The 26,824-nt window shown below is 41.7% G+C and carries 37 protein-coding genes; 26 read left to right on the plus strand and 11 right to left on the minus strand.

Annotation, left to right across the window (positions count from 1 at the left end):
- Positions 1-102 precede the first annotated feature (102 nt).
- Together SOI82_RS03025 and hslO are read left to right on the plus strand one after the other, a co-directional pair.
- Positions 103-741, plus strand: a complete 639-nt coding sequence (locus tag SOI82_RS03025) for an ABC transporter ATP-binding protein (protein ID WP_320667905.1) — start codon at positions 103-105, stop codon at positions 739-741.
- 14 nt (positions 742-755) lie between these two features.
- Positions 756-1,661, plus strand: coding sequence for an Hsp33 family molecular chaperone HslO (gene hslO, locus SOI82_RS03030; RefSeq protein WP_320667906.1), 906 nt, complete (start codon positions 756-758; stop codon positions 1,659-1,661).
- A 42-nt stretch (positions 1,662-1,703) separates the two neighbouring features.
- On the opposite strand, the gene SOI82_RS03035 is transcribed toward hslO, so the two are convergent.
- The 3 genes from SOI82_RS03035 to SOI82_RS03045 form a co-directional block, all read right to left on the minus strand.
- Complete coding sequence (locus tag SOI82_RS03035) at positions 1,704-2,393, minus strand: CPP1-like family protein (RefSeq protein WP_320667907.1); 690 nt, start codon at positions 2,391-2,393, stop codon at positions 1,704-1,706.
- A 184-nt stretch (positions 2,394-2,577) separates the two neighbouring features.
- Positions 2,578-4,245, minus strand: coding sequence for a peptide chain release factor 3 (locus tag SOI82_RS03040; RefSeq protein WP_320667908.1), 1,668 nt, complete (start codon positions 4,243-4,245; stop codon positions 2,578-2,580).
- Positions 4,246-4,283: 38 nt separating this feature from the next.
- On the minus strand, positions 4,284-4,979 hold the full coding sequence (locus tag SOI82_RS03045; RefSeq protein WP_320667909.1) for a class I SAM-dependent methyltransferase: 696 nt from the start codon (positions 4,977-4,979) through the stop codon (positions 4,284-4,286).
- Between the two features lie 112 nt (positions 4,980-5,091).
- Here SOI82_RS03045 and nrdJ point away from each other — a divergent pair, with 112 nt between their 5' ends.
- Both nrdJ and SOI82_RS03055 read left to right on the plus strand, forming a co-directional pair.
- Positions 5,092-7,431, plus strand: coding sequence for a ribonucleoside-triphosphate reductase, adenosylcobalamin-dependent (gene nrdJ, locus SOI82_RS03050; protein WP_414153522.1), 2,340 nt, complete (start codon positions 5,092-5,094; stop codon positions 7,429-7,431).
- 188 nt (positions 7,432-7,619) lie between these two features.
- On the plus strand, positions 7,620-7,871 hold the full coding sequence (locus SOI82_RS03055; protein ID WP_320667910.1) for an RNA recognition motif-containing protein: 252 nt from the start codon (positions 7,620-7,622) through the stop codon (positions 7,869-7,871).
- Positions 7,872-8,011: 140 nt separating this feature from the next.
- Here SOI82_RS03055 and SOI82_RS03060 read toward each other — a convergent pair whose 3' ends face one another.
- Complete coding sequence (locus SOI82_RS03060; RefSeq protein WP_320667911.1) at positions 8,012-8,212, minus strand: hypothetical protein; 201 nt, start codon at positions 8,210-8,212, stop codon at positions 8,012-8,014.
- 1,315 nt (positions 8,213-9,527) lie between these two features.
- Between SOI82_RS03060 and SOI82_RS03065 the strand changes: the two genes are divergently transcribed.
- Together SOI82_RS03065 and SOI82_RS03070 are read left to right on the plus strand one after the other, a co-directional pair.
- On the plus strand, positions 9,528-9,701 hold the full coding sequence (locus SOI82_RS03065; RefSeq protein WP_320667912.1) for a hypothetical protein: 174 nt from the start codon (positions 9,528-9,530) through the stop codon (positions 9,699-9,701).
- 41 nt (positions 9,702-9,742) lie between these two features.
- Positions 9,743-9,901 carry a hypothetical protein gene (locus tag SOI82_RS03070; protein WP_320667913.1) on the plus strand — a complete coding sequence of 53 codons (159 nt, stop codon included), beginning with the start codon at positions 9,743-9,745 and terminating at the stop codon, positions 9,899-9,901.
- Positions 9,902-10,056: 155 nt separating this feature from the next.
- Here the strand turns inward: SOI82_RS03070 and SOI82_RS03075 are convergent, their stop codons facing one another.
- Positions 10,057-10,218 (minus strand): hypothetical protein, encoded by a 162-nt coding sequence (locus tag SOI82_RS03075; protein ID WP_320667914.1) that lies wholly within the window; start codon positions 10,216-10,218, stop codon positions 10,057-10,059.
- Positions 10,219-10,374: 156 nt separating this feature from the next.
- Between SOI82_RS03075 and SOI82_RS03080 the strand changes: the two genes are divergently transcribed.
- The 4 genes from SOI82_RS03080 to SOI82_RS03095 all read left to right on the plus strand — a co-directional run bounded on the left by SOI82_RS03080 (position 10,375) and on the right by SOI82_RS03095 (position 11,544).
- Positions 10,375-10,518 (plus strand): hypothetical protein, encoded by a 144-nt coding sequence (locus SOI82_RS03080; protein WP_320667915.1) that lies wholly within the window; start codon positions 10,375-10,377, stop codon positions 10,516-10,518.
- Between the two features lie 3 nt (positions 10,519-10,521).
- On the plus strand, positions 10,522-10,710 hold the full coding sequence (locus SOI82_RS03085; protein WP_320667916.1) for a hypothetical protein: 189 nt from the start codon (positions 10,522-10,524) through the stop codon (positions 10,708-10,710).
- A complete protein-coding gene (locus SOI82_RS03090) occupies positions 10,707-10,841 on the plus strand; it encodes a hypothetical protein (protein WP_320667917.1) in 135 nt (44 codons plus the stop codon). Before SOI82_RS03085 ends, SOI82_RS03090 begins: the two co-directional genes overlap by 4 nt.
- A 253-nt stretch (positions 10,842-11,094) precedes the next feature.
- A complete protein-coding gene (locus tag SOI82_RS03095; protein WP_320667918.1) occupies positions 11,095-11,544 on the plus strand; it encodes a hypothetical protein in 450 nt (149 codons plus the stop codon).
- A 93-nt stretch (positions 11,545-11,637) separates the two neighbouring features.
- Here SOI82_RS03095 and SOI82_RS03100 read toward each other — a convergent pair whose 3' ends face one another.
- Positions 11,638-13,161, minus strand: a complete 1,524-nt coding sequence (locus SOI82_RS03100) for an iron uptake porin (RefSeq protein WP_320667919.1) — start codon at positions 13,159-13,161, stop codon at positions 11,638-11,640.
- Between the two features lie 261 nt (positions 13,162-13,422).
- Here SOI82_RS03100 and SOI82_RS03105 point away from each other — a divergent pair, with 261 nt between their 5' ends.
- Both SOI82_RS03105 and SOI82_RS03110 read left to right on the plus strand, forming a co-directional pair.
- Positions 13,423-13,677 (plus strand): hypothetical protein, encoded by a 255-nt coding sequence (locus SOI82_RS03105; RefSeq protein WP_320667920.1) that lies wholly within the window; start codon positions 13,423-13,425, stop codon positions 13,675-13,677.
- An 11-nt stretch (positions 13,678-13,688) separates the two neighbouring features.
- Entirely contained in the window at positions 13,689-14,129 is a 441-nt protein-coding gene (locus tag SOI82_RS03110) for a hypothetical protein (RefSeq protein WP_320667921.1), read from the plus strand.
- Positions 14,130-14,178: 49 nt separating this feature from the next.
- On the opposite strand, the gene SOI82_RS03115 is transcribed toward SOI82_RS03110, so the two are convergent.
- Positions 14,179-14,796, minus strand: a complete 618-nt coding sequence (locus SOI82_RS03115) for a hypothetical protein (protein WP_320667922.1) — start codon at positions 14,794-14,796, stop codon at positions 14,179-14,181.
- A gap of 568 nt (positions 14,797-15,364) precedes the next feature.
- On the opposite strand from SOI82_RS03115, the gene SOI82_RS03120 reads away from it, so the two are divergent.
- The 6 genes from SOI82_RS03120 to SOI82_RS03145 all read left to right on the plus strand — a co-directional run bounded on the left by SOI82_RS03120 (position 15,365) and on the right by SOI82_RS03145 (position 18,476).
- Complete coding sequence (locus SOI82_RS03120; protein ID WP_320668315.1) at positions 15,365-16,150, plus strand: ATPase; 786 nt, start codon at positions 15,365-15,367, stop codon at positions 16,148-16,150.
- A gap of 5 nt (positions 16,151-16,155) precedes the next feature.
- Positions 16,156-16,971, plus strand: a complete 816-nt coding sequence (locus SOI82_RS03125) for a metallophosphoesterase family protein (RefSeq protein ID WP_320667923.1) — start codon at positions 16,156-16,158, stop codon at positions 16,969-16,971.
- Entirely contained in the window at positions 16,971-17,681 is a 711-nt protein-coding gene (locus SOI82_RS03130; RefSeq protein ID WP_320668316.1) for a phosphoesterase, read from the plus strand. Before SOI82_RS03125 ends, SOI82_RS03130 begins: the two co-directional genes overlap by 1 nt.
- Before the next feature lie 192 nt (positions 17,682-17,873).
- Positions 17,874-18,101, plus strand: a complete 228-nt coding sequence (locus SOI82_RS03135; RefSeq protein WP_320667924.1) for a hypothetical protein — start codon at positions 17,874-17,876, stop codon at positions 18,099-18,101.
- Position 18,102: 1 nt separating this feature from the next.
- On the plus strand, positions 18,103-18,276 hold the full coding sequence (locus SOI82_RS03140) for a hypothetical protein (RefSeq protein WP_320667925.1): 174 nt from the start codon (positions 18,103-18,105) through the stop codon (positions 18,274-18,276).
- 41 nt (positions 18,277-18,317) lie between these two features.
- On the plus strand, positions 18,318-18,476 hold the full coding sequence (locus SOI82_RS03145; RefSeq protein ID WP_320667926.1) for a hypothetical protein: 159 nt from the start codon (positions 18,318-18,320) through the stop codon (positions 18,474-18,476).
- Positions 18,477-18,487: 11 nt separating this feature from the next.
- Here SOI82_RS03145 and SOI82_RS03150 read toward each other — a convergent pair whose 3' ends face one another.
- Complete coding sequence (locus SOI82_RS03150; protein ID WP_320667927.1) at positions 18,488-19,687, minus strand: hypothetical protein; 1,200 nt, start codon at positions 19,685-19,687, stop codon at positions 18,488-18,490.
- Positions 19,688-20,304: 617 nt separating this feature from the next.
- Here SOI82_RS03150 and SOI82_RS03155 point away from each other — a divergent pair.
- The 8 genes from SOI82_RS03155 (at position 20,305) to SOI82_RS03190 (ending at position 24,235) form a co-directional block, all read left to right on the plus strand.
- Positions 20,305-20,685: a hypothetical protein gene (locus SOI82_RS03155; RefSeq protein ID WP_320667928.1), complete on the plus strand. Its 381-nt coding sequence runs from the start codon at positions 20,305-20,307 to the stop codon at positions 20,683-20,685.
- A gap of 10 nt (positions 20,686-20,695) precedes the next feature.
- Entirely contained in the window at positions 20,696-21,031 is a 336-nt protein-coding gene (locus SOI82_RS03160) for a hypothetical protein (protein ID WP_320667929.1), read from the plus strand.
- 1 nt (position 21,032) lies between these two features.
- The gene (locus SOI82_RS03165) at positions 21,033-21,917 is read left to right on the plus strand and encodes a hypothetical protein (protein ID WP_320667930.1); all 885 of its coding nucleotides are present in this window, start codon (positions 21,033-21,035) and stop codon (positions 21,915-21,917) included.
- A complete protein-coding gene (locus tag SOI82_RS03170) occupies positions 21,910-23,259 on the plus strand; it encodes an AAA family ATPase (RefSeq protein ID WP_320667931.1) in 1,350 nt (449 codons plus the stop codon). The genes SOI82_RS03165 and SOI82_RS03170 overlap by 8 nt, the downstream gene beginning before the upstream one ends.
- 76 nt (positions 23,260-23,335) lie before the next feature.
- A complete protein-coding gene (locus SOI82_RS03175) occupies positions 23,336-23,527 on the plus strand; it encodes a hypothetical protein (RefSeq protein ID WP_320667932.1) in 192 nt (63 codons plus the stop codon).
- A 3-nt stretch (positions 23,528-23,530) separates the two neighbouring features.
- Positions 23,531-23,719: a hypothetical protein gene (locus SOI82_RS03180; protein WP_320667933.1), complete on the plus strand. Its 189-nt coding sequence runs from the start codon at positions 23,531-23,533 to the stop codon at positions 23,717-23,719.
- Complete coding sequence (locus SOI82_RS03185; RefSeq protein ID WP_320667934.1) at positions 23,716-23,931, plus strand: hypothetical protein; 216 nt, start codon at positions 23,716-23,718, stop codon at positions 23,929-23,931. Before SOI82_RS03180 ends, SOI82_RS03185 begins: the two co-directional genes overlap by 4 nt.
- Before the next feature lie 139 nt (positions 23,932-24,070).
- Entirely contained in the window at positions 24,071-24,235 is a 165-nt protein-coding gene (locus SOI82_RS03190; protein ID WP_320667935.1) for a hypothetical protein, read from the plus strand.
- A 310-nt stretch (positions 24,236-24,545) separates the two neighbouring features.
- Here SOI82_RS03190 and SOI82_RS03195 read toward each other — a convergent pair whose 3' ends face one another.
- The 3 genes from SOI82_RS03195 to SOI82_RS03205 all read right to left on the minus strand — a co-directional run bounded on the left by SOI82_RS03195 (position 24,546) and on the right by SOI82_RS03205 (position 26,818).
- Complete coding sequence (locus SOI82_RS03195) at positions 24,546-24,824, minus strand: hypothetical protein (protein ID WP_320667449.1); 279 nt, start codon at positions 24,822-24,824, stop codon at positions 24,546-24,548.
- A gap of 297 nt (positions 24,825-25,121) precedes the next feature.
- Positions 25,122-25,535, minus strand: a complete 414-nt coding sequence (locus tag SOI82_RS03200) for a hypothetical protein (RefSeq protein ID WP_320667936.1) — start codon at positions 25,533-25,535, stop codon at positions 25,122-25,124.
- Between the two features lie 77 nt (positions 25,536-25,612).
- Positions 25,613-26,818 (minus strand): hypothetical protein, encoded by a 1,206-nt coding sequence (locus tag SOI82_RS03205; RefSeq protein WP_320667937.1) that lies wholly within the window; start codon positions 26,816-26,818, stop codon positions 25,613-25,615.
- Positions 26,819-26,824: the final 6 nt, after the last annotated feature.

A 26,824-nucleotide genomic window follows, 5' to 3' on the forward strand; every position in this document is an offset into this window, starting at 1 on the left:
AATTGTTTGAATCATCACTATCGCAAGCTATAGGAGAATTACCCAGAAATCATTAATGGCTCAAAATGCAAAATCATCTTGCGAAGTAAAGGTTGTATCCAAATGCTAGAGCTAAAAAAACTTCTCTATCAGCCCGCCACTGCGGAAAAACCTATATTGAAAGAAGTAAGCCTACAAGCAAATCTAGGCGAACCAATCTTAATTGCAGGAGCAAGTGGAAGTGGTAAAACAACACTTGTAGAAATTATCAGTGGACTAAGCAAGCCTCAAAAAGGATTAATTTGCTGGAATAAAAAGCCACTTAAAGCATCTCAAAGGAGATTACTATGTGGTGTGGTTTTTCAATTCCCTGAACGTTATTTTCTAGGTCTGACAGTTGCACAGGAATTACGTTTAGGTCATCGTCGGCTTGAAGGAGAAGCACAATCAAAGGCTTTACAAAGTGTTGGGCTCTCTGAGATTGATCTGCGACAAGCGCCGGAGCGATTAAGCGGAGGACAACAACGACGCCTAGCTATTGCAGTGCAATTGCTAAGAAAACCAAATGTTCTTTTGCTTGATGAGCCAACTGCTGGCCTTGATTGGTCAGTAAGGAATGAGGTGCTTGAGCTACTGGCATACATTTCGAAAAAACAAGTCCTTATTGTTGTGACCCACGAACCAGAACTCTTTAAAGGCTTGTTGAGTTCAACTTATCTGCTGAAAGAAGGCCATCTACTTCCTATGACAACATTGGACTAATTTAATTTCTATTTATGACCGACCGCCTGGTAAGAGCAACAGCTGCAAATGGCGGAATAAGGCTTGTTGCTGTAACTACAACAGAAGCAACTAGAGAAGCACGCAGAAGACACTCACTTTCTTATCTGACAACAGTAATGCTTGGAAGAGCCATGAGTGCAGGGCTATTACTTGCAAGTTCAATGAAAGTGAGCCATGGAAGAGTAACCCTTAGGGTCGGTTCAGATGGGCCATTAGGTGGGTTAATGGTCGATGCAGGTAGAGATGGAACAGTGAGAGGCTACGTCGGGAACCCGAAATTAGAAATAGATCTAATCAAGGACAAGAAGGGGCAATACTCATTTGACTTTAAATCTGCCGCTGGAACTGGTTATCTACATGTAGTGCGTGATGAAGGCAAAGGAAAACCTTTCACTAGCACAGTAGAGATTGTCAATGGCGGCATAGGAGAAGATATTGCTTCTTATCTTCTTCACTCAGAGCAAACTCCATCTGCAGTTTTTGTCGGAGAAAAAATAACAAAAAGCGAAATGAATTGCTGTGGTGGATTATTAGTACAAGTTCTACCAAAAGCAGCCGAAGAACCTGCCTTGGTAGCTCTATTAGAAGAACGTTGTAAAGAAATAACTTGCTTTAGTGAAAGACTAGAAAAATACCAAAATGAGCTATTGAAACTTCTCAAAGATGTATTCCCAGATCTAGATTCTAGCTCTATAGAAGATTCTTCTAATTCACAAGAAATATATTTCAAATGTAGTTGTTCAAAACATCGTAGTCTTGCCTCGCTAAAATTACTTGGAAAGCAAGAGTTAACCGCTATGCTTGAGGACGATGGGCAAGCTGAACTGACCTGTCACTTCTGTAACAATGTCTATTTAATAACAAGTAATGAACTAGAAGCACTTTTGAATGAAGACTAGGTGCCCCATTGGGTTCAAAATATAAAGAGTTAAGTACATAAATCAATCAAGTAAAAGCGACCCAACCCAAATCAGAATTACAGCAGGCAAAGCCTCTAAATGGGCACTAGAAATAGAAATCGCAAATGCCGATGATTCAGTAATTACATTACTTAGGAGGCCGCCTAATATCAATCCAAAAGAGAGTAAAAGTACACTCCAGCCCAATGAAGGTAAAGGACGTCTTCCCCTTTTAACTTGACTAATAAATAAACCTAAAGTTGATAATGAAAGAATTACCTGGATGCTTTCCTTTGGCGAAGCCAAAATAAGAACAGTTGCAAGCAATCCTAATGCAAGTCGTATTGTTAAACCTTGCCCCTCTACTAAGGCTAAGGTTGGTAAAAATCCGTTCGAATCAGATTCTTTCGTAGAGAAATTAAGATCTTTTAATCTTGTCAAAAGTGAGTTGTCACCATCACCTCCTGAACCAATATTCCGTTCCTCTCTCTTGGAGGCATTAACGGCAGCATTACTAACTTTTCCAAGCTGCCTTTCCTTGAGACTTACCATCAACAAAGCATCATAAGAAGATTCTATCCTTGCTTTTTCTAATGGATCCTCTCCAACCTCAATTAATCTCTTGTCTCTAGCCTTCTGTACTTCATCAAAACTTGCATTAGGCCCTACTCCAAGTGTGGAATAGGGGTCTTGTGAGCCTGAAGATGAACTGGAGTTAGTGCCCGAAGCCATAAGGAATAAGTAACAGAAGGCCTCTTGAAAGAGTTTTCAAAAGAATTCAAGTGACGTAAAACTAAAAATAGCAAAACTTTATCTTGATTTGATAGCTATTACTAGAATCGTTCCTAAAAAAAATGCAATTCTAGTAATCACCCATGCTCATCTTTATCAATACCCAATCTAATTGGCTAATCACTTAAAGCTTTATCGGATCTACTCCACTTACGACTGGGGCAACAGAACATAGTTCCAAATCAGGGTGATCTTCTTGGAGCTGACTTAAATTCCAATCATTTTTAAACAACAGAACAGGTCTTTGCCAAGCGTCTTGAACTGTCTTGCAATTAAAAATACGACCTAATTCATCCAAAACCGTCCAACCACCAGTTACCCATCGAGCTACCTGAAATCCCATTGGTTCAAGTTGTGTTGAAACTCCATATTCATTTTCCAGCCTATGTTGAACAACTTCCAACTGAAGCTGACCCACCGCTGCCAAGATTGGGTCACGTTTACTTTGATCTGTGTCATAAAGAATCTGAACAGCTCCTTCCTCTCTTAATTCATTTACTCCTTTCCTAAAATTCTTAAAAGAAGAAGGGTTGGGATTGCGCAACCAACTGAATATTTCTGGACTAAAGCAAGGAATACCTTCGTATTCAACTCTTTTACCAGTATACAAAGTGTCACCAATCACGAACATCCCAGGATTATTTAGTCCAATAACATCCCCTGGGTAGGCATCATCTACAACTGCACGATCTTGTCCGAAAATCTTTTGAGGCCGAGACAATCGAAGCATTTTTCCTGTCCTCGCATGACGAACATTCATATCTTTTTCAAATCGTCCACTGCATACACGAACAAATGCAACTCTGTCTCGATGTCTAGGGTCCATATTTGCCTGTAATTTAAAAACAAATCCACTAAAATTTGGTGTCAAAGGGTCTACCGGGCCATCACTACTTATACGCGCAACTGGCAATTGTGCCATTTCTAAAAATGCATCTAAGAAAGGCCTAACTCCGAAGTTAGTCATAGCCGAACCAAAGAAAACAGGGGTCAGCTCTCCAGCATGTATAAGTTCTAAATCCATCTCAGAACCTGCTGCTTCGAGTAGTTCAATCTCTTCTAATGCTTTATCTAAAAGCTCATCTTCAACTAGGTTTTGCAATTGTGGGTCATTAATTGCTAAGTGACGTTCACTTGATTGCTTTCCTCTTTCTGCACGGTCAAAAAGGATAACTTCCTTAGTGCGTCGATCAACAACACCACGGAATTGTTCTCCGCTACCTATTGGCCAATTAACTGCCCAAGTTGCGAGACCCAGCTCAGCCTCAATCTCATCTAATAAGGCAAGAGGTTCTTGCCCAGGTCGATCCATTTTATTGAAAAAAGTAAAAATTGGAATCTGTCTCATTCGACATACCTCAAACAACTTTCTTGTTTGAGGTTCTAGACCTTTTGCAGCATCTTCAAGCATTACGGCATTATCGGCAGCAGCAAGAGTGCGGTAAGTATCCTCGGAGAAGTCCTGATGCCCAGGAGTATCCAAAAGATTAATAGTGGTATCGCTGTAATCAAACTGTAAAACTGTAGAAGTTATCGAAATTCCTCTTTGCTTTTCAAGATCCATCCAATCAGAGGTCACCTTACGTTGTTCACCTCTAGCCTTTACTGCTCCAGCCTGTTGAATAGCGCCTCCATACAACAACAACTTCTCTGTAAGGGTTGTTTTCCCTGCATCAGGGTGAGAAATAATCGCAAAATTTCTGCGCCTAACTACCTCTTGAGCAAGGGCAGCAGCAAACAACTCATCTTGATTGGATGAGGAGGATTCTTCAGCTGAATTAACCAGTCTCATCGATTCCAAATACAAACACCAGTTTCTCGAATGACCTTTCAAAAAGTACCAACCACTTCAAGATAACGGTCCTCTACCTCATACACGCAGAGGTTGGCCAATCCTTCATTATCAAGCTGAGCCCGCACTTCATCAACTGTAAATGCAGCTTTCAATGAAGCCACATAATCTTTAATAAGAACCTCTGGGCCATCGGGCAAATAAGTCTTTTGCAATTTGAGCACCTCATCAAAAGTGGAAGGCCTCCTCAAATCCCGATGCAAATGAATAGAACCATTAATAGACAAGGACTTTAAGGCTTTCCAAAATTGGATGGGATTATGAAGATGGTGCAGCAAACTATTACTCACAATCAAATCTGCTGGCTTCTCTAACTTGACTGATCCATTAGCTATCGAAAAAATATCCGAACATAAATAATTGAGCTTCCTGAAATCATACAAACTACATTTTTGTTTTTTACTACGCCTTGCTTCATTCAGCATTGCTTCAGAACCATCTACCCCCAAGACCTCCACAAAAGGCCATCTACGGCTAAGACGCTCGGCGATATTGCCAGGCCCGCACCCCAGATCAACTATCAAGCTTCCTGTCTCAAGTGTTTTTTCATGTAAAAAAAGATATTCATCGATCCGATGAATGAATAAACAATCACTTTGAGCGAAATCAGCTTCTGCATAAGCTTTTACCTGAAAGGGATCTTGCATTAATTCCGGCTCTAAAACACGTTTCATGAGAGTCTCAAAAGTCTCCTTATATTGTTTACAACACTGCAGATGGTGTTAAAAAAACTTGCCGCCCCCACAAGTGGCGTTAGCGTGCCGTTACTTCTGCGCATAGCTGAACTTGACACTTACTCCTAATAAACCAGAAATCGTAATGCCTGCCTTTGGAATTGGAGATCACCGTGCAGATTTCCCAGCCACCGCACCAGCCGCAAACCCAGTCTTTTACAGGACATATAGTCGCAAAACCATTTCAGGGAGAGAGAGCTGGAGCGAAGTAGGAAAAAGAAATCTTGAAGGCCTACGACAACTAGGCAGGCTCAATCAAGACGAAATAAATCTCATGGCTCATATGCAAGCCGAGAAAAAAGCTCTTCCATCTGGTCGATGGTTGTGGATTGGAGGCACCTCATGGATAGAAAAAAAACAAAATTTCTCAGGTGCCTATAACTGCACATCGACCAATTTGGTGGATTGGAAAGCTTTTGCCCTCATGATGGATCTAGCAATGATGGGTTGCGGCACAGGTGCAGTGATTGAACCGCATCTTATTGATCAACTACCTGTAGTAATTAACACTATAAAAATTAAAGAGGTTACTCAAATAGGCCTCACACCTTCGAGCGAAAGGCAAGAAATAACTACTTACAAAATCAATGGCAATGAAGTTTTTATAAAAGTTGGTGATAGTCGTCGGGGCTGGGTTGATAGCTACGAATTACTTCTAGAATTATGCAGTGATCAAAGATTCGCTGGAAGTGAAATTAATTTATTGATTGACCTATCTGATGTAAGGCCTGTAGGTGAATCGCTAAAAGGGTTTGGAGGAATGGCCAACCCAGTAAAACTCAAGGATTTATATGGGAGAGTAGCTCATCTTCTTAACAAAGCAGTTGGTAGAAAGCTGACCTCTGTTGAATGTTGCCTCTTAATAGACGAAGCCGCTGTAACAATCGTAGCTGGCAACATAAGGCGCAGTGCGGGTATGCGTCAGTTTTCAGCAAACGATTTAAAGGCCGCAGGCGCTAAGGAAAATCTCTGGCAACAAGATTCAGATGGAAACTGGCGCATAGATCCTGAAAAGGATGCTTTAAGAATGGCAAACCATACTCGTGTTTATCACAATCGTCCAAGCCTCGAGGTTATTCTCGAAGCGGTTACAAAACAATTTCAATCAGGAGAAGGGGCAATTCAATTTGCCCCTGAATCAATAGCAAGAGCAAACGCTGATCTTCTAAATACACCAGAGCTGAAAACGGAATTCATAGATATCTATTGCGACCAAGGGAAAGAAGAGGCAGGTCTTTGGCTACAAGCAAACCATGGTCCTTTTGATAAGGATGAGTTAGATCATCGACTAGGCAGATATGGCCTTAACCCCTGCGGAGAAATTCTTGGGGCAGATTTCCATTGCAACTTGGCTGAAGTTCACTTAAACCAGATTGATCCTTCTGACGAGCAAGGCCTAGCTAACGCATTTAAAGCTGCTGCCTTATCAGTAGCTTGCCTCCTTAATCATCATTTTGAAGTAGACCGTTATAGACAAAGTCGTGAATGGGATCCAATTGTTGGCGTCAGTTTTACAGGCCTTTTTGATTTTTTTGTTCATGCTTTTGGTACTCCTTGGCTTAAATGGTGGGAATCTGGAAGACCAAACACCGAGGAGGGAATTACTTTCAAAAAGCAGGAAGAGAAATATCTCACCAGTTGGAAAAAAACAGTAAGAGAAACTGTCTGGGATTATTGCGATAGGAATGGACTTCATCGCCCTAACCGGTGCACTACCGTGCAACCAGCAGGGACCAAAAGTCTTCTAACAGGAGCTGCCCCGGGATGGCATCCTCCTAAAGCTCAACGCTTTATTAGAAGGATAACTTTTAGAAAGAATGACCCAGTAGCAATGGCCTGTATGGATTACGGCTACACAGTTGTTCCATCACAATCCGACAAGGATGATAACGGTCGATTACTGGATGATCCATTCGATCCTCGTTGCACAGAATGGCTCGTAGAGATCCCAACCGAAGTTAGTTGGGCAAACTTGCCAGGAGCAGATGCTGTCGACATCAACAATTTTTCAGCTCTAGCCCAATTTGATTTCTACATGCAAGTACAAAGTCACTACACAGAGCACAACACTTCAGCAACTATCGAATTTCGTGAAAATGAAATACAACCTCTAGCAAATGCCTTATACAAAGCCATAGAAAATAGTGAGGGCTATATATCAGCTGCCCTCCTTGCTCGCTTTGATGCAAATGCAACCTTTCCTAGGCTGCCTTTCGAACCAATTGATGCAGCAACATATGAAAGTCTCCAATCAGAGGTCATCAAAAGAAGGGTCAGTACTGACTTCTTCGAGGCATTGAGTCGCTATGACGAAGGAGAATTAACAGAGGCAGGGCCTGCAGGTTGCGATTCAGACAAGTGCTTACTTCCCCTAGAAAAGCCAAGTACCTGAAAAAGCAAAAATTAGGAATCATCTAAGAAAACTTAGTTGATTTTCGGTTACTCCTAGACAAAGTAAAAATATTTATGCCCTTTTCTTAAGGGCATAATCACAAAGTAAATATTCCTTGGCCAGTTAGTCATAAAAAGAGCTAATAGTAAAGGAGTAGGCAAAGAGGCTTACTTCTTCAGTAAAAAAAAATGACCACAACACAAAGGCCGGTCGAATCAATGAGCAGGGGAGTACGTGACGCCATTGTGGATCAGCTTCGTGCTTGTAAAACCCCAGAAGAAATACTCCATTTCGAAACCTGGTTCAATTCTGAAACCAACTCAGGGCCTTTGTATGAGGTTATTTGCGATTTCCTTCGAACAAGATCTATTTCACGCGGTCTAGCAGCCAAGTGGCTAGGAATACTATTAAACGACAGAGATAGAAAATTAAAAGCCTAGCGACAATGAAGGCAATGAAATATGACAGGAGGATTACATAAAAAATCTTTATATGTTAATAAGCATCCTTGTACTTGTTGGCACAAGAATCAAAGGTATAAAGCTAGGAATTATAAAGATTTTTGGCTGCCAACTACTAACTAAAAAGGGAATGGTCCACTTTGGCCAGCGGCTGAAGTGAAACCTGAGAGGGCCCATACTCCAAAAGAGAAAAGGGCACAACCCGCAAAAAACATTAAGTGACTGATGACACGAATGCGCTCTACATCACCAATTTCCCCAGTCATAGGGAGATCACCCAAAAAGCGAGACTGTTCACTTTTCTTGCTGGAACTGGCCATAAGAGGTGATAAGAGAATCTTTGAATCAAAATTATCGCATATGAATCAAGAAAATCCCCAGCATTCTTTATGGTTTGTGAATTATTAATTCGTTTGGAGAGGAAGATCCCCTTGATTAAGTTGCAAATAACAAATAATCATTTCTTTGAATTTCAAAAGGCATTAGGCAAGTCATAAAATATATTGTTTAAGGTTAACAAAAAGATTCGGACACAAAACACCAGGATATAAAGAGCTTTCAAAATGATAAAAAATCAAAATACTAGGCATTTCATTCTATTTAATTAATATTAGGGGAGGCGGCATCTTTATTTTAATTCACAGCAAAGACTCTCCTCTAGAATTATGTGGATTAATATTACTTCCACCTTTATTGATCCTGAAATGAACTGAGATCTAAACATCACTATGCTAATTCCACGAAATCGTTAGAGACTAAGTTTTAACAATTAAAGATCCTAAAATATCTAGAATTTGAATTCAAGAAAAATGAAGAAGTATTTTCAAGCAAAGAAGTGTAAAAAGAAATTCTTGAAGGTTTAGCTAGGCAAATAACAGCAAATAGTTTAAGGTCAATCTAAATATTTCAAAATTAATCTAGGGTAGAGAAGAGAAAATTTTTAATAGCCAAAGAGCAACCTATAGAAGACTATGTAGTGATAGTTCTAGGGGAATGAACCATAAGACACACAAAATAGTAGAAATTATCCCGATTCAGAAAAGAAATTCTGTTATTAATTATTTGTCTAATGAACAGCTCTCCTCCATTAATTATATGCCAACAAAGCTTCCTTGGCGCTCACAGCAACAGACGAATTCTTAAAGAACTCCATGGTCTACTGATACTCCAAAACCATTTAATTGCAAGGAAGTGGGATCGAAGCTATGCAGCCTCGAAGCACCAACTAAGCTCTTTCCGTCGTCGCTGATGCCATAAAAGACATCTTGATGTCAGATGTTCACCATGAGGAATCAACCTTTCTTGGATGTGGCACGTAAGAAGAGTTCGGCAATGCTTATCGCAGCAATAGTTGAAGTGTTGGCACGTTATGCAAACGCAAGCTGAACGAGATTTTTTGAGCACTCCTTGGTCGAGATAGTCCCACTCGGATTCTTCGTTGAAGCGTTTGACTGGAATCGCTTTCTTGGCCTGACTCTTACAGATTGACCTAATCCAATAGGAGCCGCTGGAATCATCCAGTCATCAGCCTTGAAGACTGCATACGGGAAGAGGATGAAGCCATGAGCTTTAAAGTAGTACGCTTGTCCTGCCCATAGATGTCTGGACTGTCAATACAAGAAAAAACTCATTAGTATGCCTGAAATTTTTGGCATCAAAGTGAAAGCAGTTCTTCCATTGGTTTTAGCTTTATCAGTTAGTGCAGCTCCAGCTTTGGCTTGGGGTGGTGGTGATTGTCCGTTTTCCAAGAAAGCTACAAATCAGGAAGCATCCACTGAAAAAGTAGAGAACTCCGACTCTTCCAATTAACGAGAAATCCATTAAGCTCACTGGAATTTAATTTTTAGACAGTGGGCTTCGATCTAGTAGCAATCAGCTTTTCTTCTGTGCTGGCTCTAGGTGCAATCTGGCTGCTGAGCAGCTTCTTTGAAGAAGATGATGACGACCAAGACGGTGGTGGATTGGGTTCGCCTGTTTATGTACCTGCTTATGCAGGTAGTCCTGCCTAACCGAAATAGCTTTAATTCCTGAGTTTCGCAGCAGCTTTTTTCGTATCAGCCAAATCGTATGTATAGGTGTATGTCCTGTAATAAGTAGCTAAATCATGCCCTAATGACTTGCATGCACTTCTTGGGTCGAGGTCGCTATGAATAGGCCTGGTGCCCTAACTGTATCGAATGTCCATCAAAACCAAATCTTCTAGGCCTTCAACATCCATCTTCTTGACCTGGTCTTGTAAATACTTCAACCATTGCCTTGCTTGATATTTGGTTTCTTGTGGGTCGTAATTGTCAAGATTAAAAGTAATAGGTCTTTCTATGTTCATCAGATCCTTTTACTAACAACTAATTTGCGTTGATTACTTCCTGTCAGGGATAGTCTGGACCACACCATGAAACAGGTGAAGGAAGTCATTACATGATAAAAACTGGTTATCTCTATTGGCTACCAATAAGTCACTCGCTATCAAGATGTTTATTTTATGAATCGCCTTTTATCTAATCAAAGATCTAAATGGTTGCTTGTCATAGGACTAGCGGTAATAGGCGCAGGTATCACAGCCAAGAATGTCATCTCTTATCCCACTGAATGCGTGCCTGGTGCACTTTCTGAAGTCAGAACTTGAGATATGAATTTTGCTGATCACTGGGCGAGGATATTTGTTGTGATTACCTTTCTAGGTTTTGGAGAAGCGCAGATTATGGGAGGGATAGTTCCCAACCTGATCGCCTTCGGACTATTTGTGGGGGCGATTGGATACTTTGCTTTAACTGGCAAGATGGCAGAAATGATTGGTCTAAAGAAGTCATCCAAATGAATGACAAATGGAAGCCAACAGAAGAGCAAAGCACAGGACCTATATCCCGTATATCAGAGTTCTTCATTAATGAACTAAACGAACTGCAAGAAGAACTTGATTGCCCTGACGAATTTACGCGAACGTCTTAAATGATTTCCGTAAAGACATAGGCCAAGAACATTCACCCAAACCCTTTATAACTAGTGATTGCAAGCCAGTTGCTAGTATTGATCTGGCGCAGATTTATGAAATTTATATCAACTTACTGGGAACCTGTATGATCAATATAGCACCCTTCAAAGTAAATACTAGTGTGCTACATACCGCAGGATTTAGATTATCAGGGTATTATTTAAGAGCCACAGATAAGCACCTTAAAAGTAATCCTAGATCTGCACATCGATGACAATTACAAGCCATGGAAAACGTGAGAGTAGAGGTCGTCCTCCAATTGATGAAATACCACTACCACCACACGTACAAAGGGCGTTAACTCTTAGGAGTGGTGGTGCGTCTTGGAAAGATGCTGCTGCTGCAGTGGATATGGACTACAGAACGTTGAGGCGATATGTGAGAGCACATCCAGACAGCCTCCAATTCTTAGAAGAACAAACTAAAGATCACTTAGATCAAAGCCACTCAGTCTTAATTGCCAGTGCCCCCGCTGTGGCAGAACGTCTACTGCAAATCGCCTTAGATCCCAACACGAAAAACTATGCAGCTGTAAGTGCTTGCCAAGCAGTCTTTGCCATCATCGATAAGGGTGTTACTGACAGGGAAAATGCTGAGCAATTACGAGCAATTAGAGAGTCATTGAATGCTTTAGAAGGCGGGAGGGTTATCGATATTTGAAGCTACAGCACTAAATCAAAAAAAAAGCTCCCACCATTTCTGGTGAGAGCAACTGTTAACACCTTGGACTTGATTAACGGGGTTCCCCTGAAATCAGAATTTGAAGGTTGTTTTAACTAATGCACCAGTGATGTCATCGTTACGCTCGTTATCTCTTTGAATGACAAAGATTGCAGGAGTAACTGTGATGTTGTCACTAACAGACATCTGGTAGAAAACTTCCCAAGCTAATGGGTCGTCATAACCAGTGTCATCTCTATGTGTTTCAGCAGTACCAAGGCCAAAACCGAGGTTATTGCCATCAACAAAAGCATCATTCCACAAAAGGCCAATAGTCCATGTTTGACCATCTTCTGTTTTATTTGTTGCGCTATCAGTAGGGTCTTCCTTGTCAGGATTTTTCCAGCCCATGCCAGCACTTATCGATGATGGCAACCATTCAGAATCATTGTCGAGGTTATATACACCACTTATTGCATAGGCAGAGTAATCACTACCATCAACACTGTCATTCCAGTTGCCATTGTCGGCATGGCTATACGCAGCGGCAACGGTGAAGTTGTCGTCCACCCAAGCAAGTTGAGTAGTAATAGTGTCTTTACCATGGGCCGTCAATATGCCACCAGCAGTGCCTTCCTGTGATGAGGAGTTATCAGCATCTTCTGAAACAAACAGAGCACTTGCTACCAAGTTCTCATTCGACCAAGTAACACCTGCACCTGCACCCATTTTCTTAGAGTAGGCGTCCGGAGCACCTGCGAAAGTTAAAATATTTAGAACGGCATCAGTTGGATATGCGCTAGGCCAAACACCAAGCATGTCGTCTTGGCGTAGTTCTGGACCAATCGTTGCGGTCCATTCCTCACCAATTGGAAACTGGTAATAAGCACGATGAAGTCTCAACTCATCACCACTACCAAAGGCAGTTTCAAGTCGTGCAGGCCCCATCATTCCAAAGGGATCAGTCCCTGTGAAATTTGCGGTACGAACAACTGTTTTCAATAAATCTTTGCCAGTGAAACTAGTGTGGGCCATCAACTTTGTGTCGTAGTTGAAGGTAACAGCTTCTTTTTGTTCTGGGCTCGTTGCGGACCCTGCCGAACCTTGATCAAATCCAGTTCCTCTATTAGTACCAATACCGCCCACCACGAAAGTGGTTTTACCCATAATCATGGTCGTAGGCATGGAGCCTCCTCCATGACCCATTCCAGAATGTCCGTGCCCGGAATGATCCATCATTCCTGCTTCTACGCCATCTAGGGCACTAGCTTTGATTGCAGCGAGTTCAGGTGCAAATTCATCGAGTAGGCGCTGTTCTTCTTCGTTGACCTTAGAAACATTTTCTAGGCACTTGTTCAAAAGAGCAGCAGCTTCATAGCGAGTCATGCTGCCAGTTGGGCGAGCAGCTGAACAGTCATCGCGCTTTGCCATGTCTGTCAACGCCTGATATGCCCAATCAGTTGGGTAGACGTTTGAGAACTGGGAAATACTCTCTATGTCGCCATTATTGGAGTATTTAGAGACTCCATTGACATTGAGCTCAGCACCCGTTGCTGCGATAGGAGCCATTAGCCCCAACGCTGCAGGAGCTATCAGCAACTGCCTGAAAAGTTTCACGGTGTTCCTCACACTAGGAAAAGCTAGAAAAGCTAGTAGGAGTTAATGCTTACACGTAACCCTTTCAGGGCAATGTTTTTGTGTGCTTTTTCTTACATAACTTTGTCTCTTTCCTTACTTCTAGTAGCTTTCCGAGCCATTTCTCTACCAACTTAAGTCTTAAACATCTCTAAGGGCTCATCGAAAATATCAAGATCAGTGGCGACAAAATCGAGCTGATGATTAATATAAAAACTAGAAAAACTAGAAAAGATTCAAACCTTGAAAAGCTTCAAACTCATCCTTTCAGCTTTTATTGCAGGCCTCTCATTCTCATTAATAGGTTGTTCAACTGAATCGAAGCAAAGTGCTACTCCTGCTCTTTTCAATACCAAGGCAGAAGCAGAAGCAGCTGCTAAGAATTTCAACTGCACTGGTGCTCACAAAATGGGTGATCAGTGGATGCCTTGCAAGACTCATAAAGTTCATGAAAAGAACAAAAAGCATTCCGGTCATGGGCATCATCACCATCATTAAGCCCTTTGAACATGGCAAATGCGAATACTCCTGATCAGCAACAATCAGAAGGTCCTTCTCATTGCGGAAGTAAACCAAAAAAAATTGCTTTTGGAATAGCTCCACTTGGATTTATCTCTATTGGGGTTGTACCAATGGGCATTGTCACCATTGGAATTGTTCCAATGGGTGTGGTCTCTCTTGGAGTAGTAGCAATGGGAGTTGTGAATGCCTCAATTGTCGGGATGGGTATTTTTTCTGCAGGGATAACAACGATGGGGCTCAAAGTATGGAGCCCAGAAGGTGCAGCTCTTCAACAAACCCTTGAAAATTCAGGCCCCTCTTCAAAGAACATCTATGCTTACCCCACAAGAGCTAGGGCAGAAGCAGAGGCTAAGAAATTTGGATGTTTAGGTGTTCACAAGATGGGCAATCTATGGATGCCATGTGCTACCCATGGAACTACACAATAATCATTTAGATTTTCATTGAATTAGCGTTCTTGATATGAACAAACTTTTGCTAAGTATAAATATTATCAACTAATTTTGAGCCTTTTTCGCAAATAGTTTGCTGAGATGGAAAACTTTTATCTGAGCAACAACATTGCCCTGGATTTGAGTTATTGATCCAATTAATTAAGCCCGTTCGAATTGGACAGGGGCATTCTTTCCCTTTTGTTAGTAAGTTCATTTCATTATGGCTTAAAGGGTCTCCATGCTCGATAAAAAGAGACTCTTTCAACCTCAAGGTGTATCTATCATTCCATTGATCAAAACATTCGATATGGCTAATTAGATCATTCCATGCATCTTTGATTGATTGATATTTCTTCTCTTTAACCTCATGATTAAAAATAGCGCTAATAAATTCATTGCATCTAATAGCTTCTTCAGGCGTAAATGGAGTTATCTTTTGATTTCCAGGAACTAATAATGCAAGAGTCTTTTCTATGGACTCCAATCTTTCTTCAATTGTGTTTAAGCGAGAATCTGTTGATTCGCTGGAGAAGTTTTCTACTTGATTAGCACAACAATCAGTGACATAATTAGTGATAGATTTCCCGGATTTCCTTGCTGACTCTTTGATTCTTTTTAAGAGTTCTGGATTAATACTTATATTGAGTTGACTTCTCTGCATCAGTTAATCAATGAAAAAGAATAGATCTACAAAGTTAAATACATAGTAATGGAGTTTCTTTGGCGCGCATAGCAATAAAGAAACTCTTAAAGAACATTATGCTCTATTGAGATCCAAAGACCACTTAGACGCAAGGAAACTGGATTGAAGCTAAGCAGCCTCGGGAGACCAACCAATCTCTTTCTCTCGTTGCTGCTGCCATAAGGGACATCTTGATGTCAGGTGTTCGCCGTGAGGAATCACCTTTCTTGGATGTGGCAAGTCAGAGGAGTTCGGCAATGGAAAGAGGATTTGCCACCTGATTTTTTGTAAAAGTCAGTAGCAGCTCATTCCCACATTATTCACAGACAGCAATATCTGGAGATCTCTTGATATAGCTGGGGTCAACTGCTAGCCAATGAAAACTTCCTTTTGCGCAATAGCAGTCGATCTCTGCGAATCAGATATTGCTATTCAAACTTGAGAAATGGCAGAAATGAAAGAAGAGAAAACTAGGAGCTTCGTAATGTAAATGGTTATCGTTTCCATTATCTGGTATTTTCGTGGGACGATTGTCCTTATCCAAAGAATGAGCCAGACATGGCTGATCTCGGGTTCGCCAGGCTGCGGCAAAACCAGCTGGATACTCAAAACAATGCGAAGCCATCAAGGCAAATGCGGATATTTGCGACTAGATGGCTATCCCTCTAACGGGCTAGAGCAGGTGTCTGACTCAGGAATCGATAAGACATTTCTCAAGGATCAATTCCCTGAACTAATAGATCTATCGGATTCCCATCATGCCTCCAGATCGCAACAAGGTGACCTACTCACATTGATTGAGCTCCCCCAGTTCCAGTCTCCTCAGCAGGCAGGCCTAATGGGTATGGATCCTCGCGTCAAAAATCAGCTTGAAGCCTTGCAACTTCATCCTGACAGGCATCTCCACTTTGGTCGGGATCCTGAATTACCAAACAAAGACACATTGGAATTCAAAAAACTTGAATCTTTCAGCCTCAGTCTTAATGCCAGCGTCTGGGATCCACCCAGTCTGAATACCTTGTGGTTCGAACTAGTGAACGGAGCATATGGCGATGTCTATCGAGCTAAGGCCTTGATGAACTTGCCAGATGGGCGCTCTATGTTCTTCAACTGGATCGTGAGTCAAGAAAGCTCACAGTTCATTCCACTTGAAGAAATTTCAGCTCCAAATGGCAGGCCTGCCAGCTTGTCTGAGCTTGTCGTGCAAGGAAAACATCTTGATGGCTTACGTATTCAATCAACGATCGACCTCTGCCTGCTAAACGATGCCGTACTTGAGATGCATCAAATGCCTCTTAGGGATCGACAAAAAGAAGCTATTCCCTCAACTTAATCGCCATGAATCACGCAATTATCTCCTGTCTACACGCCAATCTCCCTGCAGCGGAAGCTGTCTTGAATGACATTGATAGGCAAGGGATTGACACCATTACCTGTCTTGGTGATCTAGTGGGCTATGGCCCCCAGCCCAACGAAGTAGTTGAGCTGATACGAAAGCGTGGTATAGCGACCTGCCAGGGCTGCTGGGATGAAGATATCATCGATGGTCTTAATGCCTGCGAGTGCAGCTACCCTTCTCAGCTAGCAGAAAGACGTGGGCACCTGGCCCACCAATGGACAGATGATCAGCTAACGGACGAAAACAAAAGTTTTTTGGCCAGCCTCCCAACATCATTACGTCGTGATCGACTCCTCTTCGTGCATGGCAGTCCCAACAGTCAGCATGAGTATCTTCTTCCGGACATGGATGCATTTGCAGCTCTCGAGCGAGTAGAAACAGCGGGTGCCGATATCCTGTTTTGCGGGCATACTCACCAGCCTTATGTACGTGAATTGAGAGATGGATCTATTCGTGTGCGTTTACAAAACGCAGACCATGGCAACGATCAGGGTGAAGAACTGACCCTGCCGATGCGCAAAATCGTCAATGCTGGATCAGTGGGCGAGCCACGTCATGGAAGTACCAATGCCACCTATGTCATTCACAACGATGCAACTAATGAAATTGAGATAAAAGAGGTGGCCTATGACGTTAGTCGAACGTGTCAAGCGATTGTCGAGGCGGGGCTACCGAAAGTCTTCGCATGGCGACTGAGTCATGGGTTTGAATTCGCCGAGCAGGCCGAAGATGCAAGTCATGTGTGTGAACGATGATTGAAAGATGGGCACTAGTAAGTGGTCTACGCGGAGATCTCGAGACCTATGACCTAATTCAACGGGATCTAAAGAAGACTCGTGGAGTTACAGCCTTATTTGTCCTTGGAGACCTAGTCGGGCCCGAACGCAACTGTGACGCACTGTTGGATCGACTAAGAAATCCCCATCGCGGCGATTTAAAACCAGATTGCATCTATGGCTGGTGGGAAGAGCAACTACTTGCAGAGCGTGGGTTTCGTGGTGAGCGCAAAGCTGATGCTCTGCGGCTCAGCCAAGGTGAAGACGCAGTCAGCGCACTGCTGAATACGGTTAATCCTTCTCACCTGAAATGGCTGGCATCACTGCAATTTGGCTTCATTGAACTTGACTGTGCACTCATCCATGGGAGCTCTTCAGACGTGGCTGACAACCTCACATCTGAAACATCTCCACTGATCCTCCTTGATCGACTCACCCGTCTCAATGTGAACAGACTGTTCACAGCGCGCAGTAATAAACAATTTCATCTTGAACTGACTGGAGGAGGGATCAATTCACAAGTAAAGGATCTGAACGGTAAACGTGAACAACAACAGGAAGTTCCCAAGCGAAGCGTGATTGGAATTGGAGCTGGCTTGAATTACACCCTTTATGACATTGGTAGCGATAAAACGCACTTCCTTACCGCCGGCAGCCAAAACAATTTCAAAGGCAAGGGTTTTGCCTGAAAATATTCGTCCCAATCCCTTTCTCTCGTCGCTGCTGTCATAAGGGAAATCTTGATGTCAGTTGTTCGCCGTGAGGATTCAACCTTCTTGGATGTGGGAATTAAGAAGCGTTCGGCAATGTTTATCACAGCTGTAGTTGAAGTGTTGGCACGTTATGCAAACGCAAGCTGAACGAGATTTTTTGAGCACTCCTTGGCAGAGATAGTCCCATTCGGCTTCTTCGTTGAAGCGTTTGACTGGAATCGCTTTCTTGGTCTGACCCTTACGCATTGGCCTAATCCAATAGGAGCCGCTGGAATCATCCAGTCATCAGCCTTGAAGACTGCATACGGGGAAGAGGATGGAGCCATGAGCTTTAAAATAGTACACTTGTTCTACTCATGGATGTCTGAGCTGTCAACACAAGAAAAAACTCATTAGTATGCCTGAAATTTTTAGCATCACAGTGAAAGCAGTTCTCCCATTGGTTTTAGCTTTATCAGTTAGTGCAGGTCCAGCCTTTGCTTGGGGTGGTGGTGATTGTCCGTTTTCCAAGAAAGGTGCAAACCAAGAGGCATCCACTGAAAAAGTAGAGAAGTCCGACTCTTCCAATTAACGAGAAATCCATTAAGCTCACTGGAATTTAATTTTTAGACAGTGGGCCTCGACCTAGTAGCAATTAGCTTTTCTTCTGTGCTGGCTCTAGGTGCTATCTGGCTTGTTAGTAGCTTCTTCGAAGAAGACGATGACGATCAAGATGGTGGTGGATTGGGTTCGCCTGTCTATGAACCTGCTTATGCAGGCAGCCCTGCCTGACTTAAGTAGCTTTATTTGCTGAGTAAGGCGGCAGCCTTGTCTGCATCTAGTTGTTCATAAGTCGAGTTATAGGTTTTGTAGTGAGTAGAGATATCGTGCCCGAGCGATTTACAAGATTGTCTTGGATCAAGCTCTGAATAAATACTTCTAATCCCCCATGCATGGCGAAGATCAAGTAACTGGAAATTCTCAATTCCGAGCTTTTGAGCTTTGCGTTTTAGATAATTCAACCAATGCCCGCAGTGGTATTTGGTGATGGTTGGATCGTAATTATCGAGACCAAAGGTATAAGGCCTTTCTACCTCTAATAAGTTCCACCGTTCCACAAATTCTTGAGGCAACGCTAATGGAAATTTTTCATGCTTTTTCCGACCTTTTGGGAGGTTGATCGCATAAGCGGTGCCATTTTTCTTGGGTATTAAAGAAAAGGTTTCAGCAGGTCGAGTTCCGTAAACATATTGAGCAGCAGTTAGCCATCCATAAGGGAAGTGCTCTTTACTCCTGCCATGTTTATCCTTATATCCATCGAATCTGACTTGTAGTTTTCGCCTTCGTTCATCATCCTCCCGAACACTGTCGATCAACTGAATCAATAAAGCATCCTCAATAGCCTTTCTTTGCTTTGGCTCGTAGATCCCGACTAATTCATCAATAGCCTCTTCACCACCCAAGTTGTTTGAAACAGCGAGGCGTTTTAGATACTGACAAGCCTTAATTCTTGAGTTTGTCTCAGGCTCAGTCTCGCTAGAAATCCAGTCCAACAAAACATTTATGCTTAGATCAGCCTTTTGTGGAAGCTTCTTCAAAACAGAATCAATTCGCACCCAAGTTCGTTGGCTTTGAAGATTGGTATCTTTCTTTCCCTTCCAAAAAGATGCCTTTAAAACAGCGATTGCTTCTTCAAAGGTTCTAGTGCGTTGAGCAATTTGGATATCTGGAACGTCCCAAGGGTAAACATCAGGCAAGAAACCATTTGCCAGTATTGAATCCCAAAGTTGAACAACACGGTTTTCAACCGTAATCAAGGATCGAAGATCGGCAGGTAAGCGAAGAGAAACTTTTCTCTCCTTCTTTTTTTCAGTTCGAGTTGCGTAAGTACCTCTTAGATAGAAGTTGTTTTTGACGATTGTGATTCTTCCTCGAACACCTTTGATCTTTAATCTTGCGTTCAACTCGGAAACTAATTTCCGTATTTCTGAACCTGATTCCATATCGCTCTGGTCCTTAGAACCAGAGGCGCTTGCCAAATTTGTTGAAATATCCTGAACCATTTAGTCTTTAAAAAGTTTCCGAATAGTTTCCGGATCCATGACAGGAATTGTCAGGTAATGTCAGAGTGCTGTCAAGACCAGGGGAACATCTTAAATAGCTTTTTAATGACCCAAACCCGTTATTACTAGTAGTTGCAAGCCAGTTGCTAGTATTGATCTGGCGACGTTATCGATCGTCCAATTGGAGGGGTGGTCGAGTGGTTGATGGCTCTGGTCTTGAAAACCTCCCTCACCTGATAAAGATTTTCCTCAAGAAAGATTGATATAACTGATATTTAATACCAAGCAAAAAATCACAAGTTCGCATCCGTTCCCCATTAGTTACCCATTCTCATAAATTTCTCAATCTTGTTGTTTATTTAGTGATGACTCTGGTCTTTTGAACCAGAGTGCTCGATTCGTTGTGAGTCGCCCCAAAAGGTTGCTTTTTTATGAATGAACTGGTTACTATTTCCCCATAGCGGAGGCATTCATTACGCCGACGCAGCACCGAGTGGGAACTGAAAAGTACTGATCCTCGGGAATCTCAAAACCAACTGATTCCCCCTTTTATTCCCATGAAAAGAGCTGCCAACAGATACTCAGATAAACCACCCCAAATCAAAATCAACGGAAAGATAATGGAGTCTGGTGGACCTGAATATGAGTTCAACCGGTGCCATTTCATTTACTACAACTATTTAATTGAACTGAACTGGAAGCCCGATGCTGTAAATCCTCTTGAATGTATTGAAGAATCTTTTTGGCCTGAGGTTTTCAAACTTCTAAAAGAGGCCAAATACATTGGTCAAACTCAAGAGTTCTATCTCTCCCAAAGCGATAAATATTGCGATCAATTAGGGAAGGGAGAAATCAAGCCTTATTCAGACAAAACTCGTCAGTTCGGATGGAAAGATCCTGCTACTGGTGAGTTCAACTGGCGTAAAGCAGAAGCGTAAGGAATAGGAAATGCAAATAACTGAATCAGGGGCCGTCCCCTCCAATGCTCATATCGAGCAAAAATTGGATTTTCTATTGCATCGAGTCGACCAGTTAGTTTCAGCCCAAGCTTCTAACCAAGTGAGTTGGCTCTCTACTGGTGAATTAGGGAAGAAGGTCAATCGTGATGGTCGAACAATCCTGAAATGGATTAATGCTGGGAAATTTCCTGAACGGGTCATCAGAAAAGTCACACGCGGAGATGGTTTTATCTATCGACTTAAAGCTCCTGAAGCCATAGAAATCGCTCATAAAATCTTGATTGGTGTTGTTACTAATGAACGCCTGAAGAAGGGAGGGCTATGAAATGGAACCCTCTAAAAATTGGCGTCATGATGCCCGAAGGTTGGCATCGATGGAGGGCGAGTATGGCTTCCTTCCAATTAGACCTAAATCAAAAGCACCATTAATTCAGTGGCGTAATCATGTAGGGCTAACGATTGCTGAATGTTTATCAATTCCAAATTGCAGTGCTATTTCAGTCATTACTGGTTTTGGTTTGTTATGTCTCGACTATGACGGCGAAAGTTCTCTGGACTATGCGGCTGAACAGGGTATTGATTTCACTGCAAGGTCCTGGCATGTCCGAAGAGATGAAAATCATTGGCGGTTCAAAGTTCTCTTTAGACCAACACCTGAGCAAATAGCGCAACTTCCAAAGGGTGAGTTCATTTCAAAACAAATCACCAAAAAATCTATAGATGGTGCAAAAGGTGAGGCTCTTGAATGCTTCTTAGATCGGGGACGCTACGCAATTGTTATTGGGAAACATCAAGACGGTGGCAATTACATTTGGCCGCCTGATTTTGGCCCTGAACAATTAGTTGCTCCATCTAAGGAAGTGTGGAGATGGGTTCTCAAGATGGCAGAACTAAAAAAAGAACCACAAAAAAAATCAGTTCATCGCTTAACGAATACCACAAGGCTTAAACCTTGTCCGATATGTGGAAGGGATTCAGATCTTTGGTGTGAAACCGACGGCACTTTGATTTTCTGCATGCCTGGTACCACCTTTAACGCCGAGGATAAACATGGGGCGCTTTCAGTTGGTGATGTAATCGATGGCTATGCCCTTGTTAAACGAACGCCGATAGGCAGTGGAGATTGCCTGACGTTTAAGCCACATCGTTCAAAAGTTTTTCGAAAATATAAGGTCCCAATACGCAGATGCAGGAGGTCCTCCCGTGTCTGAAGAACCAAAGGAGTTGGCTTACTCCGACTTAATTGCCGACATCATTACCAGCATCAAAGCAGCTGATATTGATAGTCAGATGTTCTTGAGGGCAGAGTTTAAATCTGCCTTTAGGCGCACTGACGAACAAATCAACAGCGCACTCTTTCAGGCACTTAGCGATAACGAATTACCAAACAAGTCACCAAAGAAAAGACATGTAGATCTTCAGTCAGTGGAAACTCTTCAATACTCAATGGAGGGGTGGATGCTGAGAGGAGATGTAGGTCTTACGTACGGCGCATTTGGAACAGGCAAAACTACGCTTGCTTTGCATAAGGCGTACAACTTTGCAAAAGGGAAAAACATTCTTGATCGAAATAAACCTTGTGAACCAGGGAAAAGCCTATTCATTGCGACTGACTCTGGATTAAGTCCATTAAAAAAGGCAATGCAAGATCTTGGCATTTCAGACGATGACCCCCTTATTTCAAACGGTCCACAACAGATGATTTTCTTTTGGGGCTTTGCTCCTGAGCAAGGTCATTCAGCTTGGAGTTGCGACATTGAGGGAGTGATCAAACTCAAGCAATTCATACAAGAAGAAGAGCTTAACTATGTCGTTATTGACAGCGCAAAGTCCGTTAGTTCAAGAGGTGGATGGAACTACAGAGATAACGAGTCGGTTCGTTGTCTACTGACTTATATGAGAGAAATTATTTGCCAACCCAATGGAATTTTTGTGGAATTTCTCTCGCATGACGGAACAGAAAAAGGAGCACATGCAGGAGCGAAAAGTTGGGCCGAAGAACCTTCAATAGTGATTCAGTTAACCCCAGCAAAAGACATCGAAGGGAAACAAGTAGGAATAAAAGCACAATTCAAAAAAGATCGTGCAGCACATACAGATCCGCGGCGGACTCTTAGTTTCAATTTGGATGAAGGCGAGATGGTTCTTTTAGAAGGAAGCAATGTTGTAGGTAACTGCAAAGAAGCCATTACACAGATTCTTTGGGAGGCATATCAAAGAGGTAATACAACTCTTTCCCGAAAGGACATCACTAGCGAGGTTTATCGATTACATAGAGCTTCCTCAAAAACAGTTGATAACACACTCGGTGCAATGGCAGGGCGCAGAGAGTTAGTGCGGCCCCATCGTGGGCATTACGCCTTGTCCCCAGCAATAATGCAACGCCTTTCCTATAAGACTCCGGATAAATTGGGAGGAAATATAAGTAAAACCATTGATATGACTAAGAAAAAGCAATTACCCGACCATATTCCCGAAGGGAATAGTGTTTTACCCAAGGGAAAAGCGTTGGGAACTCATCAAATCCCTTTACTGACAACTGATTTGCGTTGATTACTTCCTGTCAGGGAGAGTATGGACCACACCATGAAATAGGTAAAGGAAGTCATTAGATTGAAAAAGACTGTTGATGTCGATAGAGGACCAACAAGTCACTCGCTATCGAGATGTTTATTTTATGAATCGCCTTTTCTCTAATGAAAGATCTAAATGGTTGCTTGTAATAGGGCTCATAGCAATAGGAGCAGGCATCACAGGCAAGAATGTCATCTCTTACCCAACTGAATGCGTGCCTGGCACACCTTCTGAAGTCAGAACTTGAGATATGAGTTTTGCTGATAACTGGGCGAGGGTATTTGTCGTGATTACTTTTCTAGGTTTTGGAGAAGCGCAGATTATTGGAGGGATCGTCCCCAACCTGATCGCCTTCGGACTATTTGTCGGGGCGGTTGGATACTTTGCTTTAACTGGCAAGATGGCAGAAATGTTTGGTCTAAAGAAGTCATCCAAATGAATGACAAGTGGAAGCCAACAGAAGAGCAAAACACAGGACCTATATCCCGTGTCTCGGAGTTCTTCATTGATGAACTCAACGAATTACAAGAAGAGCTTGATTGCCCAGATGAATTTATTTATGACTTCATGGAAGCAATAAGAAATCGTTGCTCACCTGATAGCTGCCATGCCCAAGCGAGGAAACTCAAAAGAGAGAATCCTGATTACTAAAAATCCTTGATAGATTTCAGAGATGCCTCTAAAGAAACCTATTCCTGATTCAGTTATTCGCTTTTGGAAAAAGCAGTTTCAAAAGATCAGAGAAATGATCGTTAAACCTTCTAAAAAATAGAAAAAGACTTGCTTGTTAATGACTCTTACCTCTCATAGACAACACAAGATTTACCTCGCAGCAACGATGGGATATGGACTTGGTTCAGATGATCCGGAAGAGATCGCCTACTACAAAAAGGTCAAGGAGGAGATCAATAAGGACAAGGAGAACAGAAGTTTGGGAATACCCAGGGAGGACTAATGCGCTACTTCTGGCCTATCGCTCGTATCGTTTTCTGTCCGCTCACAATCCTGTGTATTTACCTCACCGTCACAGAGCCACCAGCAGATAAGCAAGAGCAAAGCAGTAGCTACTCTGTATCTGATTGACAGTCGACTTTCAAGGGGGCCATCTAGGTCCCTTTTTTATTGCCTTATTGAGAACCTAAGGGTCCTTTTTTAGGTTTTGGAGTGGGTCGTCCGAAGGCTTCAAGTCTCTCTAGGTTTCAACCTTTCAAATAGGAGACACCCTTCACCAGTCTCAAATGCATAAGAACTCTTATAGATAGCGTTTAAGCAGGTTTAGGGGATGCAGCGATTTGTTTAGCTAACTCATTTAAATACTCATCAGGATCAAAGTCGATGATCTCAATATTTGTACTGCGATAAGCCAATACGCCCATGCAATGCCTTGCGAGAGAATCCTTCCCACTGGGCTTCATGTCTAAATATCGTTTACCTTCAATCGTCTCCTCATAGTCTTTTAGCCATCCATCTCTTCTTAATCGATAGAGCGTCGCTCTTGATTTCCACCCCAAAAAGCGACTGGCTTCTGAATAACTACAAAGCATTGATTAAACAAGAAAAGTGGTATGACTGGACTTCGCTAGAAGAGCCCTAAATAAATTGTTATGAGAGATATGTTAGGTAGCTTTTTTGTTAACTGTCTCGAAACAAGAGTTCTGACGCTAGCGAATAAACGAGCATCGAATACACCCACAAACAATGCTCTAGGAAGGACCCTTAAAGGAGATAGGGTTGAGTTAACAAATTTCAGAATTAATCATAAGTATATACAGGAATTTGGAATGAATAGAGAGGATAGAAGTCATTCTATAAATATAAATAAGGAACCTAGCTAAATAAAGCTATCGACAAACAAATTCTACGAGCTTAGGGTTTCCATCTGTCCATCCGGCGTTTGGTCCTTTGGTTAATCCCCGACTACAATCAGCTTGCCATGCATTATCTTTCCAGATGTGACCTTCTTTATTTCTACATGCTCTATCTAATTTTGTAACATCTAAATTAAAGTAGACATAATTACCTCTCTTGACGATTGATTTTGCATCAACGTTCCATCCCAATCCGTATGTACCATCTTCCCTGAAGGAACCATCTTCATTTCTATTAAGAATATGATATATAGTTCCCTTCTTCGGGTTGGGTGCGCATGCTGCAGAAACTCTTACCCATACACTTTTTTGTTGTGCCCAAACATTTAATGGTGTTACCACAAAACTAGTTACTGCTGTAATAATTAAAGTTCTGAGAATTGACATAAAGTCAGATTTTGAGTCCTTAGTATTTTATATTAAAACAAAAATAGAACTTACTTAACATAAAAGGCGTCATAAAACTAATTACAATTTGCTGCCATACGTGGATAGTACTCTTTATCGTAAGAGGGATGAGAATCTAGTGAAGCCGCCTTTTTAAAATCATTACAAGCATCTTCACGATCATAGAACGTTAATTTGTCCTCTAGCATTGCTCTCCCAAAATAAGCACCAGCATTATTGATATCTATTTTTAAGGCGCTTGTATAGCTATCAAAAGCTCCCTTGAAGTCTTGCATTTCTGTTTGAGACTGAGCCAAGAGTGTGTAAACCATATCTAGCCCTTTATATGAAGTAACATTCATGGCGAGTGCATTTTTAATAGCATTTTTGTAATCATCTATAGCATCATTATATTGTTCTAAAGACACCTTTTCTATAGCTCTAAAGGTAAAGGCAAGATGGGAATCTGGAAAAATGGATAGTGCTTTTGTATATTCAATTATTGCTCCTCTATGATTTTTTAATTGACTTTTTTTACGTGCCTTTTGCATATGGGAATCAAATTGAGTGGTCGCTATATTTCTAATATCTTGCATCACCTTATTTACTTTAGGATGCATCTTTCTGTTCTTTTCTTGTTCTTTTATTTTTGAAATCTCTTGCTCTAAGCCTGTAGAGAACCAAATTATTGCCTTAGAGTAATTATAATCATATACTAACTCGACACCTTTTGAAGTCATCGGATATTTAGACATAGTATCTTTGTCTGTATAAAGCTTACTCTTTTTGTTCTTTGAAAGTCGAGAAATATAGTATACATCTTTAGAAAGTGTATTAACACATTTTTTAAAAACTTTCTTAGCATTAAAATCCGTTTTAGACTGATAATTAGAGATAAGATTACATTGATCATTTATTTTACCTTTATAAGGCCTAAGTGGATCACTGATTATTGAATTAGTGATTAAAGTAATTGGAACTGCAACAATTAAAATTCGAAAATAATTGTTCGCGTATAAAGACTTTAGGTTGTTAATAATATGATTAATTTGTACGTCAGATAATAAGCTTTGCTTTTTAATAAATGCTCTTAGGCAGTGATTAAATGAGTCGCTGAAAGGTGTAAAAGATTTACTAAGCTTATTTCTTAATGAATCTAAGTCAAACGGACTATTCCTTAGAACATTTAATTGACCACAAAATTCACACCTTTCTTTCTTTGAATCCTTGCTCCAATTTATTGGGGCTCCACAACGACTACAATTGCTAGGAATATCATTCATTCGCAT

This window comes from Prochlorococcus sp. MIT 1307 (assembly GCF_034092395.1).
Classification (GTDB): Bacteria; Cyanobacteriota; Cyanobacteriia; order PCC-6307; family Cyanobiaceae; genus AG-363-K07.

Coding starts and splice junctions, on each gene's coding strand:
- SOI82_RS03025 (WP_320667905.1), top strand. CDS start 103: ATGCTAGAGCTAAAAAAACTTCTCTATCAGCCCGCCACTGCGGAAAAA.
- hslO (WP_320667906.1), top strand. CDS start 756: ATGACCGACCGCCTGGTAAGAGCAACAGCTGCAAATGGCGGAATAAGG.
- SOI82_RS03035 (WP_320667907.1), bottom strand. CDS start 2,393: ATGGCTTCGGGCACTAACTCCAGTTCATCTTCAGGCTCACAAGACCCC.
- SOI82_RS03040 (WP_320667908.1), bottom strand. CDS start 4,245: ATGAGACTGGTTAATTCAGCTGAAGAATCCTCCTCATCCAATCAAGAT.
- SOI82_RS03045 (WP_320667909.1), bottom strand. CDS start 4,979: ATGAAACGTGTTTTAGAGCCGGAATTAATGCAAGATCCCTTTCAGGTA.
- SOI82_RS03055 (WP_320667910.1), top strand. CDS start 7,620: ATGACCACAACACAAAGGCCGGTCGAATCAATGAGCAGGGGAGTACGT.
- SOI82_RS03060 (WP_320667911.1), bottom strand. CDS start 8,212: ATGGCCAGTTCCAGCAAGAAAAGTGAACAGTCTCGCTTTTTGGGTGAT.
- SOI82_RS03065 (WP_320667912.1), top strand. CDS start 9,528: ATGCCTGAAATTTTTGGCATCAAAGTGAAAGCAGTTCTTCCATTGGTT.
- SOI82_RS03075 (WP_320667914.1), bottom strand. CDS start 10,218: ATGAACATAGAAAGACCTATTACTTTTAATCTTGACAATTACGACCCA.
- SOI82_RS03080 (WP_320667915.1), top strand. CDS start 10,375: ATGAATCGCCTTTTATCTAATCAAAGATCTAAATGGTTGCTTGTCATA.
- SOI82_RS03085 (WP_320667916.1), top strand. CDS start 10,522: ATGAATTTTGCTGATCACTGGGCGAGGATATTTGTTGTGATTACCTTT.
- SOI82_RS03090 (WP_320667917.1), top strand. CDS start 10,707: ATGAATGACAAATGGAAGCCAACAGAAGAGCAAAGCACAGGACCTATA.
- SOI82_RS03095 (WP_320667918.1), top strand. CDS start 11,095: ATGACAATTACAAGCCATGGAAAACGTGAGAGTAGAGGTCGTCCTCCA.
- SOI82_RS03110 (WP_320667921.1), top strand. CDS start 13,689: ATGGCAAATGCGAATACTCCTGATCAGCAACAATCAGAAGGTCCTTCT.
- SOI82_RS03115 (WP_320667922.1), bottom strand. CDS start 14,796: ATGCAGAGAAGTCAACTCAATATAAGTATTAATCCAGAACTCTTAAAA.
- SOI82_RS03120 (WP_320668315.1), top strand. CDS start 15,365: ATGAGCCAGACATGGCTGATCTCGGGTTCGCCAGGCTGCGGCAAAACC.
- SOI82_RS03125 (WP_320667923.1), top strand. CDS start 16,156: ATGAATCACGCAATTATCTCCTGTCTACACGCCAATCTCCCTGCAGCG.
- SOI82_RS03140 (WP_320667925.1), top strand. CDS start 18,103: ATGCCTGAAATTTTTAGCATCACAGTGAAAGCAGTTCTCCCATTGGTT.
- SOI82_RS03150 (WP_320667927.1), bottom strand. CDS start 19,687: ATGGAATCAGGTTCAGAAATACGGAAATTAGTTTCCGAGTTGAACGCA.
- SOI82_RS03155 (WP_320667928.1), top strand. CDS start 20,305: ATGAAAAGAGCTGCCAACAGATACTCAGATAAACCACCCCAAATCAAA.
- SOI82_RS03160 (WP_320667929.1), top strand. CDS start 20,696: ATGCAAATAACTGAATCAGGGGCCGTCCCCTCCAATGCTCATATCGAG.
- SOI82_RS03165 (WP_320667930.1), top strand. CDS start 21,033: ATGGAACCCTCTAAAAATTGGCGTCATGATGCCCGAAGGTTGGCATCG.
- SOI82_RS03175 (WP_320667932.1), top strand. CDS start 23,336: ATGTCGATAGAGGACCAACAAGTCACTCGCTATCGAGATGTTTATTTT.
- SOI82_RS03180 (WP_320667933.1), top strand. CDS start 23,531: ATGAGTTTTGCTGATAACTGGGCGAGGGTATTTGTCGTGATTACTTTT.
- SOI82_RS03185 (WP_320667934.1), top strand. CDS start 23,716: ATGAATGACAAGTGGAAGCCAACAGAAGAGCAAAACACAGGACCTATA.
- SOI82_RS03190 (WP_320667935.1), top strand. CDS start 24,071: ATGACTCTTACCTCTCATAGACAACACAAGATTTACCTCGCAGCAACG.
- SOI82_RS03195 (WP_320667449.1), bottom strand. CDS start 24,824: ATGCTTTGTAGTTATTCAGAAGCCAGTCGCTTTTTGGGGTGGAAATCA.
- SOI82_RS03200 (WP_320667936.1), bottom strand. CDS start 25,535: ATGTCAATTCTCAGAACTTTAATTATTACAGCAGTAACTAGTTTTGTG.
- SOI82_RS03205 (WP_320667937.1), bottom strand. CDS start 26,818: ATGAATGATATTCCTAGCAATTGTAGTCGTTGTGGAGCCCCAATAAAT.